This window comes from Olleya sp. YS (assembly GCF_029760915.1).
Classification (GTDB): Bacteria; Bacteroidota; Bacteroidia; order Flavobacteriales; family Flavobacteriaceae; genus Olleya.
Genome location: NZ_CP121685.1, coordinates 810,363 through 831,342 on the forward strand (window position 1 = coordinate 810,363; position 20,980 = coordinate 831,342).

The following is a 20,980-nucleotide window of genomic DNA, read 5'->3' on the forward strand; positions in this document are numbered from 1 at the left end:
TTACATGTTTTCAGGGAGAAAAAAATTAGATCGTGCTTATAAAAACGCTAAAGTTGTACCATTTGATGACAACTCTAAGTTTATTTTTTTTAGCGATTGTCATCGTGGTGATAATAGTTTTGCTGACGATTTTTCTAATAACCGAAACATCTACTACCATGCTTTAAAACATTATTATGTTGAAGGTTTTAGCTACGCAGAATTAGGTGATGGTGACGAGCTTTGGGAAAACATCTCTTTCAAATCTATATTAGAAGCACATAAAAATGTTTATGAACTGATGAGCTTGTTTCATAAAAAAGAGCGTTTACACATGATTTGGGGAAACCATGATATGGTCTATAGACATCCAGACTATGTTAAGAAAAATCTATCAACCTATTTTGATCCAAAGGTTGGTGAAGAAGTCGAGCTTTTTGGTGACATTAAATACAACGAAGCCATAATATTAAAACATAAAGACACTCAGCAAGAACTATTTTTAACGCATGGTCATCAAGCCGATTGGTGGAATTACACCTTCTGGAAATGGAGTCGGTTTATGGTTAGAATACTTTGGAAACCATTAAATGTTATGGGTATTGCAGACCCAACCAGTCCTGCAAAAAACTATAAGGAATTAATAAAAGTAGAACGCAGAACGAAAAAATGGATTATTGAAAACAACAATTTAATTACCATCATTGGTCACACACATAGACCGCGTTTTCCGGAACCTGGAGATATTGCTTTTTTTAATGATGGTAGTTGTGTCCATCCTAGAAGTATTACAGGTTTAGAATTAGAAAATGGAGCCTTATCACTTATAAAATGGCAGATAGCCACAAAAGAAGATGGTACTTTGCAGATTGTAAGAATGTTATTAGAAGGACCTAGACGGTTAGTTGATTATAAGACTGAGTAAACTCTACTCTTTAAGTAAAATATTTTTAGGATACATAGCTCTGATTATTTTTAAAGCCTCTTCATCTAACTCACTATACTCTTTATTAAAAACTTCTAAAGCATATTTTTTTCTTAGTTGATCAATCGTTTTAGTTATCTCATCTTCAACTTCAACAAAAATTTGGTAAGCTGTATCTAATTTGTAGTGTATATATACGACACTACTAAATTTGTTGTCTTCAAAATACTTAGATAAGTGGAGGTTTAAATCTTTGAAGTCTATTAATTTCTCATCAATAAATATTTCATTTTTGTTATTAATTAAGATGACCAAAGAATTATTTGACTTAATATCTTCACTAAAATTACCAGGTTCTGGCAATTTACTTTTTATTCCTAAATCCGTATTGAATGTATCAAACAACATAAATACGCTTAGTTTATACAAGGTCAACTCAAAATCTTCTTTATCTAAGAGTTCTAAAATCTGATTAGCAGTTTTTGAAGCATCAATAATTAATTCATAATCATTCTGTGATACTACTTTCTCAAGTCTCTTAAACTTTTTATAACCAAAACTTAAAGAATCGTCCAAAAACTCTCTATCACATTTAGTAATCTTAGATGTATCTGGTTGGTTAATATCTCTTACGTAAGTAACAAAAGATTGAGAAGGCATTTTTAACGATGCATTCTTAGCTAAAGATTCTAGAAAACCAATATAACCTTGACCACTAGAATCTTGCAATATATCCTCTTCAATTAATAACTGTTCAAATATTGAAATACTATTTTGTAACTCTACGCCTCCATCTTCAAATGCATCATATATGCAATGCATCATTTTTACTTCATATCTTTCTTCTTGACCATAGCTAAATAAACTAATACAATGAAAAAAAATAATTAAAATACAGTTTTTGAGTAGCATATTATTCTGTTGAAAAATCACTTAATAGATTAATTTTAAGACTCTGGCGCTAACTCCACAATCAAACCTTCCATGTCTGGCGTCATTTGAATTTGACAACCTAAACGTGAATTGTCTTTAACATAAAACGCTTCGCTAAGCATAGCTTCTTCGTCATCTTGCATCTCTGGGAGTTGGGTATCACTTAACACATAACATTGACAACTTGCACACATCGCCATACCACCACAAACACCAATAGTACCCTCTGGAGCTAGCTCGTAACTACGGACAACTTCCATTAGGTTCATTGCCATATCTGTAGGAGCCTGAATCTCATGAGTTACACCTTCTCTATCTGTGATTGTAATATTAATGTCTTGTTCCATAGAAAAAAGTAATTAGGAGTTAGGTGCTAGTAGTTAGTTTTTTATCGATTTAATTAAGCCATGAAGCATTTTTGAAATTTCATTTGTATTTTCAATAAGTAGTATTGCTTCTTCTTTATTTAAAAAATTTAGTCTAATAGATAAATATAACATTGATCTAACTTCACTATTTGATGCTAATGAAAAATACAAAAACCTAGAAAAATCTACATTGGAATTTCTATCAAATCCTTCAGCAATATTATTTGATATTGAGACTGCAGCTCTTTTAATTTGATCTCTGAAGGAAAAATCTTTATTATCTTGAAATAATTTATAAATAGTAACTGCTAGATCTTGTGACTTTTGCCAAACCAATAAATCCTCAAATTTTTGTACTGCCATTTTTACTTACTACTTGGTACTAACTACTCAATACTCTTTACCACTGCTTTAGGAGCTTCTTTACGTGTGCCATCAAATCCATCTATACCACTAACCGTTGTGTACTTTAATACATAACGCTTCCCTGGATTAATAATTTGATAAGCAGCTTGACACATTAATGTTGCCTCATGAAAACCACAAAGTATTAGTTTTAATTTTCCTGGATACGTGTTAACATCTCCAATTGCGAAAATACCAGGAATATTAGTTTGGTAATCTAATGCATTATTAACTTTTATAGCATTTTTTTCAATGTCTAATCCCCAATTTGCTATAGGTCCTAATTTTGGTGATAAACCAAACAAAGGAATAAAATGGTCGCATTCTATCTCAAACTCTTTTTCTATATGCTCAGCTTGTTTAACCACAACGCCAGACACTTTTTCGTCACCTAAAATCCCAACAACTTCTGCTGGTGTGACCAAGTTAATTTTACCCTTATTTTTAAGTTCTTGTACTTTCTCTACAGAGTCTAAATGCCCTCTAAACTCATTACGTCTATGTATTAACGTTACTTCTGATGCGACATCACTTAAAAAAATACTCCAATCTAAAGCAGAGTCTCCTCCTCCTGCGATGACTACTTTTTTATTTCGATAAATTTCTGGGTCTTTGATAATATACTCGACACCATTATCTTCAAAATCTGAAATATTATGTATAAGAGGTTTTCTAGGCTCAAAACTACCCAAACCACCTGCAATAGCTACTACAGGAGCATGATGTTTTGTGCCTTTATTTGTGGTAACAATAAACGTTCCATCTTCCTGTTTATCAATAGTTTCGGCACGTTCACCCAATGTAAAACCAGGTTCAAACTGTTTACATTGTTCTAATAATTTATCGGTTAAATCACCTGCTAAAATCTCTGGATAAGCTGGTATATCATAAATAGGTTTTTTAGGATAAATCTCTGAACATTGTCCACCAGGTTGAGGAAGTGCATCTATTAAGTGACACTTTAATTTTAATAAACCCGCTTCAAACACAGTAAAAAGACCAGTTGGTCCAGCACCAATAATAAGTATATCTGTTTTAATCATGAATTTTTAATTTCAGGAAGTAAAAGTAACGTCAAAACCATTGATTAATTATGACAAAAGTCAGTTTAAGCTTCAACATTAATAACTTGTTCTATTTGAGGCGCATATTTTTTTATAGTCATTTCTACACCAGACTTTAAAGTCATTTGGTTAACACTACAACCTACGCAAGCACCTTCTAATTGTACTTTGACTAACTTATCATCTTCAATAGATAACAATGAAATATCACCACCATCACTTTGCAAAAATGGACGAATTTCCTCTAGTGCTTTCTCTACGTTTAATCTTAGTTCTTCTGTTGTCATTTATTTTTTATTAACTGCAGAACATCCTGCCATAGTGGTTATTTTTATTGCTTCAGTTGCTGGAAGATTATCATTTCTATCCACTACTTGTTGCACCACATTTTGAGTTATAGTTTCAAATGCTTTTTCTAAAGGAGTTGCAGTTTGCATAGCTGCTGGACGACCAACGTCACCTGCTTCTCTAATACTTTGTACTAATGGTATTTCTCCTAATAAAGGCACTTGTAAATCTTCTGATAGATGCTTAGCTCCTTCTTTTCCGAAGATGTAATATTTATTATCTGGCAATTCTTCTGGAGTGAAATACGCCATATTTTCAATAATTCCTAAAACAGGTACGTTAATACTATCTTGCTGAAACATAGCTACTCCTTTTTTAGCATCTGCTAAAGCTACATTTTGAGGCGTACTGACAACCACAGCTCCTGTAATAGGAAGGGATTGCATGATGCTTAAATGAATATCTCCTGTTCCTGGTGGTAAATCGATGAGTAAAAAGTCTAATTCTCCCCAAGCTGCATCAAAAATCATTTGGTTTAATGCTTTCGCAGCCATAGGTCCACGCCAAACGACAGCTTGGTCTGGTTTAGTAAAAAATCCGATTGATAATATTTTTACTCCGTAGTTTTCTACAGGTTTCATTTTAGACTTTCCATCAACAGTCACTGATAAAGGACGTTCTAGTTCTACATCAAACATAATTGGCATAGAAGGTCCATAAATATCTGCGTCTAACACACCCACTTTAAAGCCCATTTTAGCTAAAGTCACAGCTAAGTTTGCTGTAACGGTCGATTTTCCTACTCCACCTTTACCAGATGCTACAGCAACTATATTCTGGATGCCAGGAATAGCTTCCCCTTTAATAACATTTGGAGCCGATTTTTCTGGAGCATCTACTTTAATGTTAACTTTTATTTTAGCTTTTTCATAAACCTGTTTATGAATAGCTTGTAAAATCTCTACCTCTGTTTTTTTACGAGCTTGAAGAGCAGGATTTTTTATTGTGATATCTACAATAACTTCGTCTGCAAACGTCACCACATTGGTTACTGCTCCGCTTTCTACCATATTTTGACCTTCACCTGGAACAGTTATGGTTTCTAATGCTTTAAGTATGTCTTGTTTGTTTAATTTCATTTAGTAATTTAGATTTATTCTAAAGTACAAATATACTACATAAACCTTGAAGAATGAAGTGCTTGGTTTGATGTTTTTTATACTGAAATAAGTATAACTTATAACAAATACTTAATCAGAAAACACCTTACTCAATAACAAGTTTTTTAATTTCTTGTTTTTGACCTTGTTTGAGTTTAAGTAAATAAATACCAGATTTAAGACTAGAAACATCAATTGATGTTTCCGCATCCTTTTTTAATACTGGCTTACCAAGAATATCATAAATGACTACAATAATCGACTCATAATTATTATTTGAATGTATGTTTACAATAGAAGATGCTGGATTTGGATAAATAGCCATCGTTTCAAATAAATAGTCTTCGTTTGATAATACATTATAATTCGAATCAACAGATATTGTTCTTGTTTCCACTATTGTGCAACCAGAAAGACAGTCACTACCATAAACCTTAAATCTGTAATTGTTACCATCTACAATAATATTACTAACTTCTGCTGGAGCAGTTAAAGTCATACCAAATTCTTGTTTCTGAACTGTATAAGGAATACCTATGTAATTAAATCTAAGTGAGAGGTCAGGATAGTTTACCTCAACATTATTGATTTCTGGTATCGAGGTAAAGTCTTCAACAAGTGCATTTAAATTCATGTAATTATAACTAGTTTCTATTTGAAAATAATAGGTGCTTGATCCATAATTATTAGAATCTACTAACGTAAATTGATATGTAGACATCAAACTATCTAATGCATTAATACCAGAAACACCTGTATTAATAAAATCTGTGATCCATGGGTCAGAAGCATCTGCTGTGATAATCATTTTTTTAAACTCAATTGGATAATTACTGCTACTATACACAGCATCATATTCTTGATTGGCGTGAATATCTAGTGAATTGAAAATAAAATCAATTTCAGGATTACTTCCTGAATTATCATATATAGCAGATAAGTCTTCTAAATAAGGGGTTAATCTTGAGGTTGGTATAATTGGAGTATCATAATCAGGATCTGAAGGATTACTCAAAATTTCTCTTAAGGTTAATATATAAACATCATACTCATAATTAGTTTGAATATATGGATTGATAGGATATTGAGCGAATAATTGAAAGTTAGCAACTAAAATTATTATAATAGATATTATTTTAGTTTTCATAGGTAGATGTTTAATTATAAATATATCTAAAAAAAAAGAATTACAACTATAAGGATTAGAATTTGAAGCTTCTAAATTAGAATTTGATTATAGTTTTTATAGATTATAGTTTTTATAGATTCTTTGATGGATCCCAAAACACCTTATCTAAATCTTGGATTTGGTTGTCTATAACTGTAACGCCTTCACTTTCTAATAATTGTTGCATAAGGTTAGTACCTTCAAAATGATGCTTTCCTGTTAGCAGTCCTTTACGGTTCACCACACGATGTGCAGGAACATCTTTACCAAAAGATCCATTCATAGCATAACCAACCATTCTGGCACTACGTTTGGCTCCTAAATAGTTGGCAATTGCTCCATAACTTGTGACACGACCATAAGGTATTAGCTTGGCTACCTCGTAAACTTTATCAAAAAAATTGAGTGTTTCAGGTTTCATGTGTGTGTTATATTATTTTTATTGTTCTGCTCTTTCTTCCACATTTAGTTATACCGTTTAAATTGAGAATTATTTATAAAAGTTTATAAATCTTTTATGATGTTTATTAACGTCACAATGGAAATAATTCCTGTTATGATACCAATGATATAATTCATGTTTTTTTGCGATTTGATTTTCTTGTTTTTTATGCGTTTAAAAAAGAAAACATACACATACAACATCACAAACGTCCCAGTTGCAGCTCCTGCTACATAAGATGTGATACTAACATTATCAAACGTTAACCACCCTAAACTAGCTAAAGTTATACTCATATACGCTTGATACGGAATAGGAAACACATTTAAAGCAGATAAAAAGATTCCATGAAATAATCTACTATGTTTACTACGTCGTTCTTGCTCTACTTTTAATTTTGGTTGTTGCTTTGCTAATACTAAAAAGTAAATGGTAATTAATACAAATAATACAAATGCTACACGTTGTAAAATTTGAACAATTTCTGGATGCATGCTTAAATATCTTGCAAAAATAACTGCTATTAGGGTTTGTATAATTACCACAATACACACACCTATAGAAAACATTAACCCACGAGAATAACCTTCTTTTATACTAATTTTTGCTGCTGTCATATTAAGTAATCCTGGCGGAATTACTCCAATTAATGCAATAAGCAAGCTTATAAAAAAGGTGATGGTAAGATTCAAAAGTTAGTTAATTTTAAATCTAATATACGTAATTGGTTTGTCTTTTTGTAGGTATTGGTTTTCGTAAAAGGTTTGTACGCTAGTCACTTCCTCTGGACTACCTTCTTGCCTATACACATCGTTATTAGCATATAACACCTCATGACCTTCGCCATGAAGTAAACCCAAGGTGTATCCATGCATAAACTCGGAGTCCGTTTTTAAATTCATAATTCCATCAGGTTTTAATACGTGTTTATAACGTTTTAAAAACTGAGAATTAGTCATTCTGTGCTTAGTACGTTTGTATTTTATTTGTGGATCTGGAAAAGTAATCCAAATTTCATCCACTTCGTTTTCTGCAAAAACGTATTCTATAAGTTCTATTTGGGTTCTAATAAAAGCTACGTTAGGAATATTTTCTTCAATTGCGGTTTTAGCACCTCTCCAAAAACGTGCGCCTTTAATATCTATACCAATAAAGTTTTTGTTTGGGTATTTTTTGGCTAGTGCTACACTGTATTCTCCTTTTCCACAACCCAATTCTAAAACCAATGGATTCTTGTTTTTAAAAACAATTTTATTCCATTGTCCTTTGTATTGATATTCGGCATCTACTAACTCTGCTCTAGTTGGCTGGAAGACATTGTCAAAGGTTTCGTTTTCTTTAAATCTTTTAAGCTTATTTTTACTACCCACGGTTACGTATTTCTTATTAAGGATGTAAAATTAATGAAATATAGTTTAGGGCTATAATAGTTACCTTTGAAATTAGTTTGATGAAACTATTTAAATGAAAAAACGAATTCTTGTTGCACCTTTAAATTGGGGAATTGGTCATGCCACACGGTGTATTCCGATAATTAATGGATTACTTGATGAGGGTTTTGACCCTATTATTGCTAGTGATGGCGAAGCTTTGCAATTATTGAAAAAAGAATTCAAAGATTTGATTTTTGTTGAATTGCCTAGCTATAATATTAGGTATTCTAAAACTAAAAGTGCTTTTAAATGGTTACTGTTTTTACAACTTCCAAAAATTAGAAAAGCCATTAATAGAGAACATAAACTTGTTAGAAAAATTATCCACGATTATGCTATAGAAGGTATAATATCTGACAACCGTTTGGGAGTTTACAGTAGTAAAGTTCCATCTGTTTTTACAACACATCAATTAACTGTTTTAAGTGGAAACACAACAAAATTTAGTACTTTTTTACATACCTGTTATATTAAAAAGTTTAATGAGTGTTGGGTTCCTGATTTTGAAGGCGAGCCTAATTTAAGTGGAAAACTAAGTCATAATTTTAAAAGTAAGGAACTGACTATAAAATATATTGGTGCTTTAAGTAGGTTGAAAAAGACTGAAACTAAACCAAAAAACAGGTTTATGGTATTACTATCAGGTCCAGAACCGCAACGTTCCATATTGGAGGAAAGATTATTAGATGAACTTAAAGTTTTACCAGGTTTGATAATTTTTGTGAGGGGTAAAATTGAGGTAGAACAAGTTATAGTAAATCAACCACCTTTTGCAATTTATAATTTTATGGAAGCTGAAGAATTACAAAAACATATTAATAATAGTGACATTATTATATCAAGATCTGGTTATACAACTATAATGGATTTAGCTAAATTAGGAAAACAAGCCTTTTTTATACCAACTCCAGGACAATTTGAACAAGAGTATTTAGCTAAATATCTGGAAAAAAGTAAGATTGCACCATATTGTGAACAAGATGATTTTTCTTTAAGTCAATTAAATAAGTCCGTTAACTATTCTGGATTTAAATCTTTTGAAAACGAGATAGACTTTAAACAGTTATTCAGCCTTTTCTAAAGTAAAAGAGAATTCGCTACCGATATTATATTCACTCTCGACATAAATTTTTTCGTCATGTGCTTCAATAATATGTTTAACAATAGCTAATCCTAAACCAGAGCCACCTTCTTTACGTGACCCGCTTTTATCGACTCTGTAAAAACGTTCAAAAAGCCTAGGTATGTGTTGTTTTTCTATACCTTCACCATTATCTGTAACACGTACAATAACCTTATTTTTAATTAATCTTTCTATACTTACTTCTGTAGTTCCTTTCTCCTGACCATATTTAATAGAGTTTACTATTAAATTAGTTAACACTTGTTGTATACGTTCTTGATCGCCTTTTACCAATATTGGATTGTTATAATCCATATCAAAAGTTAGGGTAATTTTCTTTTTAGCAGCTTTCATCTCTAACAACTCAAAAACGCTTTGCACTAATTGCACTATGTCAAAAGTTATTATATCTAGACTTAAGTCGCCAACTTCAAGTTTGGTGATCATATCCAAATCTTTGACAATATAAATTAGTCGTTCAACACCTTTATTAGCTCTGTTTAAATATTTTTCTGCAACATTATTATCATCTATTGCACCATCTAATAAGGTTTCTAAATAGCCTTGAACAGTAAATAAAGGCGTTTTTAGCTCATGTGAGATATTACCCATAAACTCTTTACGATACTCTTCTCTAACTTTTAGGGTTTCAATTTCTAGTTTTTTGTTTTTGGCAAACTCATCTATTTGTTTGGTAAGCGTAGCCATATCTGTGGTTATGCTATCTTTTCTAAAGCTTACTGATTCTAAAAGCGTTAAATCTTTGTAAATTTTATTAATACGTTTATATATAAATTTTTCGACACGAAACTGTATGACTAAAAATGAGAAAGAGAACGTCAACAAAGCAAATAACACTAACGGAAGTAAATTTACATGATACACAAAATATAAAAAAACACCCATGATGAGCGTTAGTATAATTGTTATTAAAAACGATGTTTTTAATGCAAATTTATATGTTTTTTTGAGTTTCAACTATTCTACAAATTTATAGCCAACACCTTTAACTGTTTTGAAGGCGTTATCTCCTATTTTTTCTCTAAGTTTTCTAATGTGGACATCGATTGTACGACCACCTACAATAACCTCGTTACCCCAAACACGATTTAAAATATCTTCTCTTTTAAAGACTTTACCTGGTTTGGACGCTAATAGATATAAAAGTTCAAACTCTTTTCTGGGTAGAATAATTTCTTGATTATTAAGTTCAATTTTATACTCTTCTCTGTTTATTATCAAGTTTCCTATCTTGATTAAGGATTGATTTTCTCCTGTTGGTTTTAATCGTCTTAATAACGCTTTTACTTTACTAACTAATACTTTAGGCTTGATAGGTTTGGTAATGTAATCGTCTGCACCAGCATCAAAACCTGCAACTTGAGAATAGTCTTCACCCCTTGCAGTCAAAAATGTAATTAGTGTTGCACTTAATTCTGGCAATTTTCTTAGTGCTTCACAAGCTTCAATACCATCCATTTCTGGCATCATGACATCCAAAATTATAAGTTGCGGTCTTTCTTTTTTAGCTTTTTTTACTGCCTCTATTCCGTTTTTTGCTGTAATAACTTGATATCCTTCATTAGATAAATTATAACCAACGATTTCTAAAATATCTGGCTCGTCATCAACTAAAAGAATTTTAATCTCTTTTTTATTCATAAAATTTTAACCCTAGATTATCTAACCTATTAATCCTGTAAAGATAAAACTATTAATAAAACTTTTAATTTTAATGTTATTAATAACATTAAGATAACATAAAAATTTTACTTTAAACCTTCTTAAATAACAGAAAACCAGTAGATAATTATAAATCTGAAAGTCAAAGCGTTAAAACCATGTTATTTTAATGTAAAGTTCCATTATTGTTAACTTAATAATTGGCTAAAAGTGATTTTTCTACGTATATTTACAGTCTAATTTTTACACATTATAATTATGAGAAAACTTTACTTTTTACTTTTAACAATTATGATAACTTCTGTGTCATTAGGTCAAGACCTTTTAATCTCAGGTGTTTATGATGGCCCATTGACAGGTGGTACTCCAAAAGGAGTTGAACTATATGTGGTAAATGATATCGCAGACTTAAGTTTGTATGGTATTGGTAGTGCTAACAATGGTGGTGGTACAGATGGAGAAGAATTTACTTTTCCAGCAGACGCTGCAACAGCAGGTGATTATATTTATATTACTAACAATTCTACTGAGTTTGCTAACTTTTTTGGATTTGCAGCTAATTATACCGATGGTTCTATGGGAATTAATGGTGATGACGCTGTTGAATTATTTTTTAATGGATCTGTAACTGATACTTTTGGTGATATTAACACAGATGGATCTGGTCAACCTTGGGATTATCTTGATGGTTGGGCTTATAGAGTTGACGGAACTGGACCTGATGGCGTAACTTTTGTATTAGCAAATTGGTCTTTTAGCGGTATTAATGTATTTGACGGACAAACATCAAATGCTACAAGTCCTAATCCATTACCAATTGGAACATATTCTCCAACTGCTTCAACAACTCCAACGATATCTATAACTGGATCTGTTTCAAGTTTAGATTATTTTGAGAATAATGGACCATCAGCAGAACAATCTTTTAATGTTTCTGGTTTGAATTTAACACAAGATATTACGGTTACAGCTCCAGCAAATTTTGAAGTTGCAGATGCAGCTGTTGGACCTTATGGACCTTCAACTACTGTCACACAAACAGGAGGTACAGCTAACTCAACACCTGTTTACGTTAGATTAGCTTCTGGTTTAACATCTAATACTTATACTGGAGATATAACAGCTTCATCTACAGGAGCAACTAACGAAACTTTAGCATTAACTGGAACTGTAAGTCCTGACGTACCTCAATTTAGCGTTTTTGGTACACCAGGAGCTTTAAATTATGCTGTAGGTGCTGGCCCATCTAATGAAGAGACTATCTCTGTTGAAGGGTTATTTTTAAATTCAAATATAACTGTTACAGCTCCAGCAAATTTTGAAGTATCATTAACTTCTGGATCTGGATATTCTAGTTCAGTTATTGTACCTCAAGCTGGTGGTACAGTCCCTAATACAGATGTTTTCATAAGATTGTCTGCTGGATTAGCTGTTGGACCTTATTCGGGAGATATTACAGTATCATCTCCTCCAGCTGCAGATCAAACAGTTGCAGTATCTGGAGACGTTTTTGGTGCAGCTACCAATGCATTAGTATTAGTAGGTGCTTACGATGGTCCTCTTACTGGTGGAACACCTAAAGGAATTGAATTAGTTGCTTTAGCAGATATACCAGATCTTAGTGTTTTTGGAATTAGCTCTGTAACTAATGGTGCTGGATCTTCTGCTGGAACTGTTGAGTATAACTTTCCTGCAGATGCAGTAACCGCTGGAGATAGAATTTTCTTAGCAACAGAAGGTACTCAATTTGCAAATTTCTTTGGTTTTGCACCAACATACATAGATAATGTTGTTGGGATAAATGGTGATGATGCTATAGAACTATATGAAGGAGCAACTATTATTGACACTTTTGGTGATGTAAATATGGATGGTACAGGACAAGCTTGGGAATATTTAGATGGATGGGCTTATAGAGTATCTAATACTGGTCCTGATGGTACATTTGTTGTAGCTAACTGGACATTTAGTGGTCCTAACGCATTAGATGGTGAAGCTGATAATGCTACTGCTGCAACACCATATCCAATTGCTGTATACACTAATGACGCGTTATCTGTTGAATCATTTAATCAATCTAATTTTAATGTGTATCCTAACCCAACAAATACTGGATTTGTAAACATTACAACTACAAATTCTGATGATGTTAACGTTACAGTGTTTGACATTTTAGGAAAACAAGTATTAAAAGAAACATTAAATAACAATACATTAAATGTATCTAATTTAAAGTCTGGAGTTTACATTTTAAACATTAAGCAAAATAATGCAACTGTTACTAAAAAATTAGTGATACAATAACTATATTAATTATAAATATTTAAAAGCGTTACTAATTAGTAGCGCTTTTTTATTTTCAATACTTTTGTTTTTTAATTCATTAATGATAAAAACAGACGATATATTCTCCATTTCTTCTGAAGCCGAATTTTTAGATTTGGCTTTAAAAGTATTTCGCTTTCAGTTTGAAAATAATAATGTTTATCGTTCGTATTGTGATTTGCTTTATGTTAATCCAAGTGATGTTAAACATTTACATGAAATTCCCTTTTTACCCATTCAGTTTTTTAAATCTCATACCGTTTTAAGTTCTCAAAACGATATTGAAACTACATTTACTAGTAGCGGAACAACTGGTCAAATAACAAGTAAACATCACGTTACTGATTTAAAAATTTACGAATCTAGTTTTAAAAATGGGTTTCAACATTTTTATGGCAATATTGAAGATTATACGCTTATAGCATTGTTGCCAAATTATTTAGAGCGTGAAGGATCATCTTTGGTTTATATGGTTAATCAATTAATAAATGACTCAAACAAACCAGAAAGTGGTTTCTATTTAAATAATTTAGATGAATTAAAAGACACATTAGTTCAACTAGATAAAAACAATAAAAAAGTTTTGCTAATTGGAGTCTCTTTTGCACTTTTAGATTTAATCGAATCTTATACTTTCAACCTCAATAACACTATAGTTATGGAAACTGGTGGAATGAAAGGACGACGTAAAGAATTAATTAGAGAAGAGTTACACAAACTACTAAAACAAGGGTTTGGTGTTGACACTATACATAGTGAATATGGCATGACGGAATTATTAAGTCAAGCCTACTCTAAAGGGCATGGTGTATTTAACTGTCCACCATGGATGAACATTCTAACAAGAGATACCGAAGATGCTCTTACAGTTTTTAATACGCCAAAAACAGGAGGTATTAATATTATTGACTTAGCCAATATAAACTCATGCTCGTTTATTGCAACACAAGACTTAGGGCGTCTATTACCAAATAATCAATTTGAAATCATTGGACGCTTTGATAATAGTGATATTAGAGGTTGCAATCTAATGGTACTGTAACTATTAAAAAATAATTTCTATTAAGTAAGGTTTTAAAAAAACTTACGACACATTAGCTGAAGACAATATTTAACTAAGATTATTTATTGTATGAAAAAGAAAAATTAGTTTTTAGTTGGTTAACTAATTTTCTTAAAAATAATGCCTGCTTTTTTAAGCAGGCATTTATATTTTAAAGACTTTACTTTAATATCGTTTAGACCACTTTTATAATGTAAGTGTTTTTTTTACCTCTATTAATAACAATGTATTTGTTGTTAATTAAATCGTCTGCGGTTATACTATAATCTTCTTTAACCTTGTCTTTATTAACAGACACCGAGTTTTCTTTTAATGCGCGACGCGCTTCACCATTACTTGCTAAAAAATTAGTTTCGGCAGATAGTGCTGCTATCATATCTAAGCCAGATTCAATTTTATCTTTAGAGATTTCTGCTTGTGGTACACCTTCAAAAACATCTAAAAACAGATTTTCATTTAGTTGTTTAATGTCGTTTTTAAAGTCTTTACTAAACAAGATACCAGATGCTTTTTCAGCATTTTCTAGTTCTTCCTTAGAGTGTACCATAGCTGTAATCTCTTCAGCAAGACGCTTTTGTAAGCCTCTTATGTGTGGTTGAGTTTTATGCTCTTCAATAATTTCATTAATAGTATTATGATCTAAAAATGTAAATATTTTAATATATTTTTCTGCATCCTCATCACTACTATTTAACCAATATTGATAGAATTTGTAAGGCGATGTTCTATTTGCATCTAACCACACGTTTCCACCTTCGCTTTTACCAAATTTAGAGCCATCACTTTTAGTTATTAATGGACATGTTATGGCGTAACCTTTTCCTTGGTCTATACGTCTAATTAACTCGGTTCCTGTGGTGATATTTCCCCATTGGTCGCTTCCTCCCATTTGAAGCGTACAACCAATGTTTTTATACAAATGTAAAAAATCATAGCCTTGAACTAATTGGTAGGTAAACTCGGTAAAACTCATACCATCTGATGAGTCTGAAGAAATTCTGTTTTTAACAGAGTCCTTAGCCATCATGTAGTTTACAGTAATATGTTTACCTACGTCTCTAATAAATTCTAAGAACGAAAACTCTTTCATCCAGTCATAATTATTGACTAAGACTGCTGCATTTTTTGCATCACTAGTAAAATCTAAAAAATGTGATAATTGTTTTTTTATAGCCTCTTGGTTGTGTCTTAGCGTGTCTTCATTCAACAAATTACGCTCGCTAGATTTACCAGATGGATCACCAATCATACCAGTTGCTCCTCCCACCAAAGCTACCGGTTTGTGTCCGCAACGTTGGTAATGCGCTAATAACATAATTGGTACTAAATTACCAATATGTAAAGAATCTGCTGTTGGGTCAAATCCAACATAGGCACTTCTCATTTGTTCTAAAAGATGTTCTTCGGTTCCAGGCATTTCAGTATGCAACATACCTCTCCAACGCAATTCTTCAACAAAATTATTTGCCATCATTATTTTTTAAAATTTAATACAAGCGCAAAGATAAAAATCATGCTATAAACTGCACACAATATCTAATATTTATTACCTTCGAGCTATGATTTTAGTTACAGGAGGTACAGGTTTGGTCGGTGCACATTTAATATTACATCTATTAAATGAAAATCAGCCGATTCGTGCCATTTATAGAAACGAAAAAAAGTTTGATACTGTCAAACGTATTTTTGGCTACTATACTGATTCTGCTGAAGATTTATTTAGTAAAATTGAATGGGTTAAAGCCGATTTAAATGATATTCCTTTATTAATTGAAGCTTTTAAAGGCATCACTAAAGTGTACCATTGTGCTGCATTTGTGTCTTTTGAGCCTGATAAGTTTGAATTACTCAGAAAAACAAATATAGAAGGTACTGCAAACATTGTTAATTTATGTTTATCTGAACGTGTAAAAAAATTGTGCTATGTTAGTTCAATTGCTGCAATTGGCACACCAACCATTGAAACAGATATAATTACTGAAGATAACGATTGGAATCCAGAATTTGACAATAGTGTGTATGCTATTACAAAGTATGGCGCAGAATTGGAAGTTTGGCGTGGTACACAAGAAGGGCTGGATGCTATTATTGTTAATCCAGGTATTATTATTGGTCCAGGTATATGGAATTATGGGAGTGGATCTTTAATTACAATGGTAGATAAAGGGATGCGTTATTATACAACAGGAAGTACAGGTTATGTTGATGTATTGGATGTTGTGAGTATCATGACACAACTAATGGAAAGTGATATTAAAAACGAACGGTTTATACTTGTTGCTGAAAACTTAAGTTTTAAAGATTTTATTTATAAAACTGCTTTGCATTTAGATGTGCATCCACCAAACAAAGAGGCTGGTCCATTTTTATTATCTATAGCTTGGCGTTTAGATTGGTTAAAGCACATATTAACTGGAAAACGACGAGTAATGTCTAAGCAAAATGCTAAATCTGCTATTTCAAAAACTATATATAGCAACCAAAAAATTCAGTCTGCTTTAGGTTATCAATTTAAGGATGTAGATTCTAGTATACTACACACCACGACTTATTTTAAATCGGATTTTAATTAACCTTTGTAGAGTCTAACGAAGTTTGGTTATCTAACTTTAGAGGTTTACGTTGTTTTTTAAGTTGATTCTGTTTTTTTTCAGATATCTTTTTTTCTTCAGCCTTATAAAATGTTCTCAATTTTTCTAAGCTATCTTTCACCTTAGTATATATATCTGTATATTTCTCGACATCATAGGCGTAATAATTATTACTATTGGCAAATTGTAAACTATCTATATTGTGCTTTTTGTATACAAAACTATCTGGTACAATACCTCTGTTTTCTAACTCGCGTTTATTTATTCCTTTTGCTGAAGACATTAATGTAAACTCTACTAATACATCCACCATTTTATCTTCGCTTAATAAATTATCAGGTTTGCTAGGTCTTTCAATTCCATAGCATGAGACAATCAATAATGCTAATAACAAATAAACTAGTGAGAATGATTTGAACATAATTATCTATTAAATGTTAAGCGTTTGGCATAATTAGTCTCATAAAACTTAAAATTTTTATAGGCTAAACCACCATTGACAAAAGTATGAGTAATTCTGGATTTAAAAGTTGTCCCTTCAAATGGCGACCATCCACATTTGTATAAGATATTGTCCTTATTAACAGTCCAAGGATTGTTTAAATCAATAAATACTAAGTCCGCATAGTAACCTTCTTTAATATATCCACGATTTTCTACTTCAAATAAGATAGCAGGATTATGACAAAATTTTTCTACTATTTTTTCAATAGAAATATCACCTTCATGATACATTTCTAATAAAGCTGGTAAAGCATGCTGCACTAATGGTCCACCAGAAGGTGCATTAACGTAATTATTTGATTTTTCTTCGATAGTATGAGGTGCATGATCTGTAGCAATTACATCTATTTTGTCGTCTAGTAACGCCTTTAAAAGTTGTGTTCTGTCGTTTTCGGTTTTAACTGCAGGATTCCATTTGATTAGTGTTCCTTTTTCTTCATAATCTTTATCACAAAACCACAGGTGATGTATACATACCTCAGCAGTTATTTTTTTATCTTTTAAAGGAATGCTATTATCAAATAAGGCTGTTTCTTTTCCTGTTGACAAGTGAAATACGTGCAGACGCGCTCCAGTTTTTTTAGCTAATTCAATTGCTTTTGAAGATGAAATATAGCAGGCGTCTTCACTTCTAATTACAGGATGAAAATGTACTGGTATATCATCTCCATAACGCTCCTTATAGATATCAAGATTTGCTTTTATCGTGGCTTCATCTTCACAATGTACAGAAATTAATAAGTCTGTACTCTTAAAAATTTTTTCTAAAACTTCTGGGTTATCTACTAACATGTTTCCAGTAGATGAGCCTAGAAATAGTTTTAATCCAGCAACTTCTTTTTTATTAACCTTTAAAATTTCTTCTAAGTTATCGTTTGTACCACCAAACATAAACGAATAGTTAGCCCAAGATGTTTTTGAAGCAATTTCAAATTTTTCGTTTAATTTTTCAATAGTCGTGGTTTGCGGATTAGTGTTAGGCATTTCAATAAAAGACGTAATACCACCTGCTATAGCTGCTCTAGACTCTGTCTCTATATTAGCTTTGTGTGTTAATCCTGGTTGTCTAAAGTGGACTTGATCATCAATTGCACCAGGAATGACATACTTACCTTCAGCATCAAAAACATTAACATCTGCAGATTTTGGGCTAATGGACTCAGCAATTTTTGTTATAAACTCACCTTCAATTAATATATCACCATTAAATATAGTTCCTTCATTAACAATTTTAGCATTTTTAATAAGTGTGATTTTTGATTGCATAAACTGCCTTATTTTTTTAATAAACTTTTAAATTTCATAGTTATTACACCAAAAATAGCTTCAGAAATAATACTAGAACTCAGTTTGGATTCTCCTTTAGTTCTATCTGTAAAAATAACAGGCACTTCTACTATTTTAAACTTTTTAAGATACGCTTTAAATTTCATTTCTATTTGAAACGCATATCCTACAAACTTTATTTGATCTAAATTTAATTGCTCTAGCACATGTCTTTTGTAACAGACAAATCCAGCAGTTGCATCTTTAATTTTCATACCTGTGATTAATCTGACATAAATAGATGCTCCGTAAGATAAAATAACTCTTCCAAGTGGCCAATTTACAACATTTACACCTTTTACGTAACGTGATCCAATTGCTACATCTGCACCTTCAATTTTACATGCATTGTAAAGACGTTCTAAGTCATTTGGGTTATGAGAAAAATCGGCATCCATCTCAAAAATATACTGATAATCTTTGTTAAGGCACCATTTAAACCCATGAATATAAGCGGTACCAAGTCCAGATTTTTGTTGTCTAACTTCTAAAAACAATCGGTTAGAAAACTCTTCTTGTAAGCCTTTAACTTTGTTTGCTGTTAAATCTGGAGAGTTATCATCTACCACTAAGACATCAAACGCTTTAGGAAGTGAGAAAACCGCTCTTAAAATAGCTTCTATATTTTCAATTTCGTTGTATGTTGGTATAATAACAACAGCGTCCTGCATGAATACGTATTAAAGTTTAGGCAAATGTACATTTTTATAAAATTACTTAATTATAAAAATTACTTAATTATTGATCGGTTTTACAGTTAAAAAATAATAATTTTAGACCATGCTTAGAGATATGTATAATGTAGATATTTTAACCCTAATTATTTTAGGATGTTTATTGTTAATTGCAGTTTCTAAAACATTATTTCCAAAACGATTTGACCAATTTACTTTGTTACTATTCAATTCTAGGTACTCGAATTTGTATATCAAAGATCAACGCTTTTTTGATATTTTTGAAGGCTTACTTTTTTTCAACTTACTTTTAAATATAGGACTATTAGTATATTCATATTTAAATTTTTATAATCTAACCTCCTTATCTCAACTAGACATTTTTAAGTACGCTATTTTAATAGGGTTATTTATTGTTTTAAAAGTACTATTTGAAAGACTACTATCAAGTGTATTGGACATTGAACACATAATAGACAAATATCTATTTCAAAAAATAAGTTTTAGAAATTTTATTGGATTGCTCTTATTACCTATAAATGCTTTTTTAATTTACACGTTCAAACCAGATCAAACAGTCTATTATATTGTGTTTAGTGTAATACTTTTAATACTATTTTTTGGATTGTTTTTATTTGTAAAAAACAATCTTAATACCTTTAAAAAGAGCTTGTTTTATTTTATTTTGTATCTTTGCGCACTTGAAATTGCACCTTACGTTGTTTTATATAAAATTATAGTAACACAATAGGTCTAAATTAAATGTAGCAACATATGAAAGTGAAAACCATTTTAGTCTCGCAACCAGAACCTAAAATAGAAAATTCGCCTTATTTTGATCTTTCAGAAAAGCAGAAGGTAAAAATTGATTTTAGACCTTTTATTCATGTAGAAGGTGTGGCTTCTAAAGAAATTAGACAACAAAAAGTTGATTTAAACAATTACACTGCTATTATCTTAACTAGTAGAAATGCTGTCGACCATTTTTTTAGAGTAGCAGAAGAGATGCGTTTTAAAGTACCAGATTCTATGAAGTATTTTTGTCAGTCTGAAGCTGTTGCTTTTTACTTACAAAAATATGTCGTGTACAGAAAGCGTAAAATTTATGTTGGTAAACGTAATTTTACAGATTTGTCGCCTTTAATTAAAAAATATAAAGACGAAAAATTTTTACTACCTACTACAGATAAATTAAAACCAGAAGTTCCGGAAACATTAAACGGATTAAACATTAACTGGAAAGAAGCTATATTTTACAGAACAGTAATTAGCGATTTATCAGATTTAGAAAACGTTACTTATGACATCTTAGTGTTTTTTAGTCCAAGTGGTATAGAGTCTTTATTTCATAATTTTCCAGAATTTAAGCAAAACGATACAAGAATTGCGGTATTTGGAAATACAACTATTAAAGCTGTAGAAGAAAAAGGATTACGTGTAGATATCGCTGCACCAACACCAGAAACTCCATCCATGACTATGGCACTTCAAAAATATATAGATAAAGTAAACAAAGGAAAATAATC

Annotated in this window: 23 protein-coding genes; 7 read left to right on the forward strand and 16 right to left on the reverse strand. The window is 31.3% G+C overall.

The genetic code is table 11. The features are described from left to right. The first annotated feature begins 4 nt into the window (after positions 1-4). Positions 5-904: a metallophosphoesterase family protein gene (locus Ollyesu_RS03745; RefSeq protein WP_279302457.1), complete on the forward strand. Its 900-nt coding sequence runs from the start codon at positions 5-7 to the stop codon at positions 902-904. Between the two features lie 3 nt (positions 905-907). Here Ollyesu_RS03745 and Ollyesu_RS03750 read toward each other — a convergent pair whose 3' ends face one another. The 10 genes from Ollyesu_RS03750 to trmB all read right to left on the reverse strand — a co-directional run bounded on the left by Ollyesu_RS03750 (position 908) and on the right by trmB (position 8,102). Beyond that, positions 908-1,816, reverse strand: coding sequence for a biopolymer transporter ExbD (locus Ollyesu_RS03750; protein WP_279302458.1), 909 nt, complete (start codon positions 1,814-1,816; stop codon positions 908-910). 35 nt (positions 1,817-1,851) lie between these two features. Further along, a complete protein-coding gene (locus Ollyesu_RS03755) occupies positions 1,852-2,184 on the reverse strand; it encodes a 2Fe-2S iron-sulfur cluster-binding protein (protein ID WP_279302459.1) in 333 nt (110 codons plus the stop codon). A gap of 33 nt (positions 2,185-2,217) precedes the next feature. Next, positions 2,218-2,568, reverse strand: coding sequence for a four helix bundle protein (locus Ollyesu_RS03760; protein WP_279302460.1), 351 nt, complete (start codon positions 2,566-2,568; stop codon positions 2,218-2,220). A 23-nt stretch (positions 2,569-2,591) separates the two neighbouring features. Next, complete coding sequence (locus tag Ollyesu_RS03765; protein WP_279302461.1) at positions 2,592-3,653, reverse strand: NAD(P)/FAD-dependent oxidoreductase; 1,062 nt, start codon at positions 3,651-3,653, stop codon at positions 2,592-2,594. A 65-nt stretch (positions 3,654-3,718) separates the two neighbouring features. Next, positions 3,719-3,961, reverse strand: a complete 243-nt coding sequence (locus Ollyesu_RS03770) for a NifU family protein (RefSeq protein ID WP_279302462.1) — start codon at positions 3,959-3,961, stop codon at positions 3,719-3,721. Next, entirely contained in the window at positions 3,962-5,101 is a 1,140-nt protein-coding gene (locus Ollyesu_RS03775) for an Mrp/NBP35 family ATP-binding protein (protein ID WP_279302463.1), read from the reverse strand. It abuts the gene before it with no gap. Positions 5,102-5,228: 127 nt separating this feature from the next. After that, the gene (locus Ollyesu_RS03780) at positions 5,229-6,269 is read right to left on the reverse strand and encodes a T9SS type A sorting domain-containing protein (RefSeq protein WP_279302464.1); all 1,041 of its coding nucleotides are present in this window, start codon (positions 6,267-6,269) and stop codon (positions 5,229-5,231) included. 112 nt (positions 6,270-6,381) lie between these two features. Then, positions 6,382-6,711: an MGMT family protein gene (locus Ollyesu_RS03785; RefSeq protein WP_279302465.1), complete on the reverse strand. Its 330-nt coding sequence runs from the start codon at positions 6,709-6,711 to the stop codon at positions 6,382-6,384. A gap of 83 nt (positions 6,712-6,794) precedes the next feature. Next, the gene (locus Ollyesu_RS03790; protein ID WP_279302466.1) at positions 6,795-7,424 is read right to left on the reverse strand and encodes a LysE family transporter; all 630 of its coding nucleotides are present in this window, start codon (positions 7,422-7,424) and stop codon (positions 6,795-6,797) included. 3 nt (positions 7,425-7,427) lie between these two features. Further along, positions 7,428-8,102 (reverse strand): tRNA (guanosine(46)-N7)-methyltransferase TrmB, encoded by a 675-nt coding sequence (gene trmB, locus Ollyesu_RS03795; protein ID WP_279302467.1) that lies wholly within the window; start codon positions 8,100-8,102, stop codon positions 7,428-7,430. Positions 8,103-8,196: 94 nt separating this feature from the next. On the opposite strand from trmB, the gene Ollyesu_RS03800 reads away from it, so the two are divergent. Continuing rightward, positions 8,197-9,246 carry a glycosyltransferase gene (locus Ollyesu_RS03800; RefSeq protein WP_279302468.1) on the forward strand — a complete coding sequence of 350 codons (1,050 nt, stop codon included), beginning with the start codon at positions 8,197-8,199 and terminating at the stop codon, positions 9,244-9,246. On the opposite strand, the gene Ollyesu_RS03805 is transcribed toward Ollyesu_RS03800, so the two are convergent. Continuing rightward, positions 9,229-10,194: an ATP-binding protein gene (locus Ollyesu_RS03805; RefSeq protein ID WP_279302469.1), complete on the reverse strand. Its 966-nt coding sequence runs from the start codon at positions 10,192-10,194 to the stop codon at positions 9,229-9,231. The genes Ollyesu_RS03800 and Ollyesu_RS03805 overlap by 18 nt on opposite strands. A gap of 72 nt (positions 10,195-10,266) precedes the next feature. Then, a complete protein-coding gene (locus Ollyesu_RS03810) occupies positions 10,267-10,950 on the reverse strand; it encodes a response regulator transcription factor (RefSeq protein ID WP_279302470.1) in 684 nt (227 codons plus the stop codon). 279 nt (positions 10,951-11,229) lie between these two features. Here Ollyesu_RS03810 and Ollyesu_RS03815 point away from each other — a divergent pair, with 279 nt between their 5' ends. Further along, positions 11,230-13,275 carry a T9SS type A sorting domain-containing protein gene (locus Ollyesu_RS03815; RefSeq protein WP_279302471.1) on the forward strand — a complete coding sequence of 682 codons (2,046 nt, stop codon included), beginning with the start codon at positions 11,230-11,232 and terminating at the stop codon, positions 13,273-13,275. 82 nt (positions 13,276-13,357) lie between these two features. Continuing rightward, the gene (locus Ollyesu_RS03820; RefSeq protein WP_279302472.1) at positions 13,358-14,338 is read left to right on the forward strand and encodes an acyl transferase; all 981 of its coding nucleotides are present in this window, start codon (positions 13,358-13,360) and stop codon (positions 14,336-14,338) included. A gap of 196 nt (positions 14,339-14,534) precedes the next feature. On the opposite strand, the gene tyrS is transcribed toward Ollyesu_RS03820, so the two are convergent. Further along, complete coding sequence (gene tyrS, locus Ollyesu_RS03825; RefSeq protein WP_279302473.1) at positions 14,535-15,830, reverse strand: tyrosine--tRNA ligase; 1,296 nt, start codon at positions 15,828-15,830, stop codon at positions 14,535-14,537. A gap of 88 nt (positions 15,831-15,918) precedes the next feature. On the opposite strand from tyrS, the gene Ollyesu_RS03830 reads away from it, so the two are divergent. After that, positions 15,919-16,932, forward strand: a complete 1,014-nt coding sequence (locus Ollyesu_RS03830) for an NAD-dependent epimerase/dehydratase family protein (protein WP_279302474.1) — start codon at positions 15,919-15,921, stop codon at positions 16,930-16,932. Here Ollyesu_RS03830 and Ollyesu_RS03835 read toward each other — a convergent pair. From Ollyesu_RS03835 to Ollyesu_RS03845, 3 genes are read right to left on the reverse strand one after another with little or no spacing between them, the layout of a single operon-like run. Next, complete coding sequence (locus tag Ollyesu_RS03835) at positions 16,925-17,371, reverse strand: DUF4296 domain-containing protein (RefSeq protein WP_279302475.1); 447 nt, start codon at positions 17,369-17,371, stop codon at positions 16,925-16,927. The two genes, Ollyesu_RS03830 and Ollyesu_RS03835, sit on opposite strands and share 8 nt — an antisense overlap. A gap of 2 nt (positions 17,372-17,373) precedes the next feature. Then, positions 17,374-18,720 (reverse strand): dihydroorotase, encoded by a 1,347-nt coding sequence (locus Ollyesu_RS03840; RefSeq protein ID WP_279302476.1) that lies wholly within the window; start codon positions 18,718-18,720, stop codon positions 17,374-17,376. An 8-nt stretch (positions 18,721-18,728) separates the two neighbouring features. Further along, positions 18,729-19,451 (reverse strand): polyprenol monophosphomannose synthase, encoded by a 723-nt coding sequence (locus Ollyesu_RS03845; protein WP_279302477.1) that lies wholly within the window; start codon positions 19,449-19,451, stop codon positions 18,729-18,731. Between the two features lie 109 nt (positions 19,452-19,560). Between Ollyesu_RS03845 and Ollyesu_RS03850 the strand changes: the two genes are divergently transcribed. Beyond that, positions 19,561-20,205, forward strand: coding sequence for a DUF4271 domain-containing protein (locus Ollyesu_RS03850; protein ID WP_279302478.1), 645 nt, complete (start codon positions 19,561-19,563; stop codon positions 20,203-20,205). Positions 20,206-20,228: 23 nt separating this feature from the next. Then, positions 20,229-20,978: a uroporphyrinogen-III synthase gene (locus Ollyesu_RS03855; protein ID WP_279302479.1), complete on the forward strand. Its 750-nt coding sequence runs from the start codon at positions 20,229-20,231 to the stop codon at positions 20,976-20,978. Positions 20,979-20,980 lie beyond the last annotated feature (2 nt).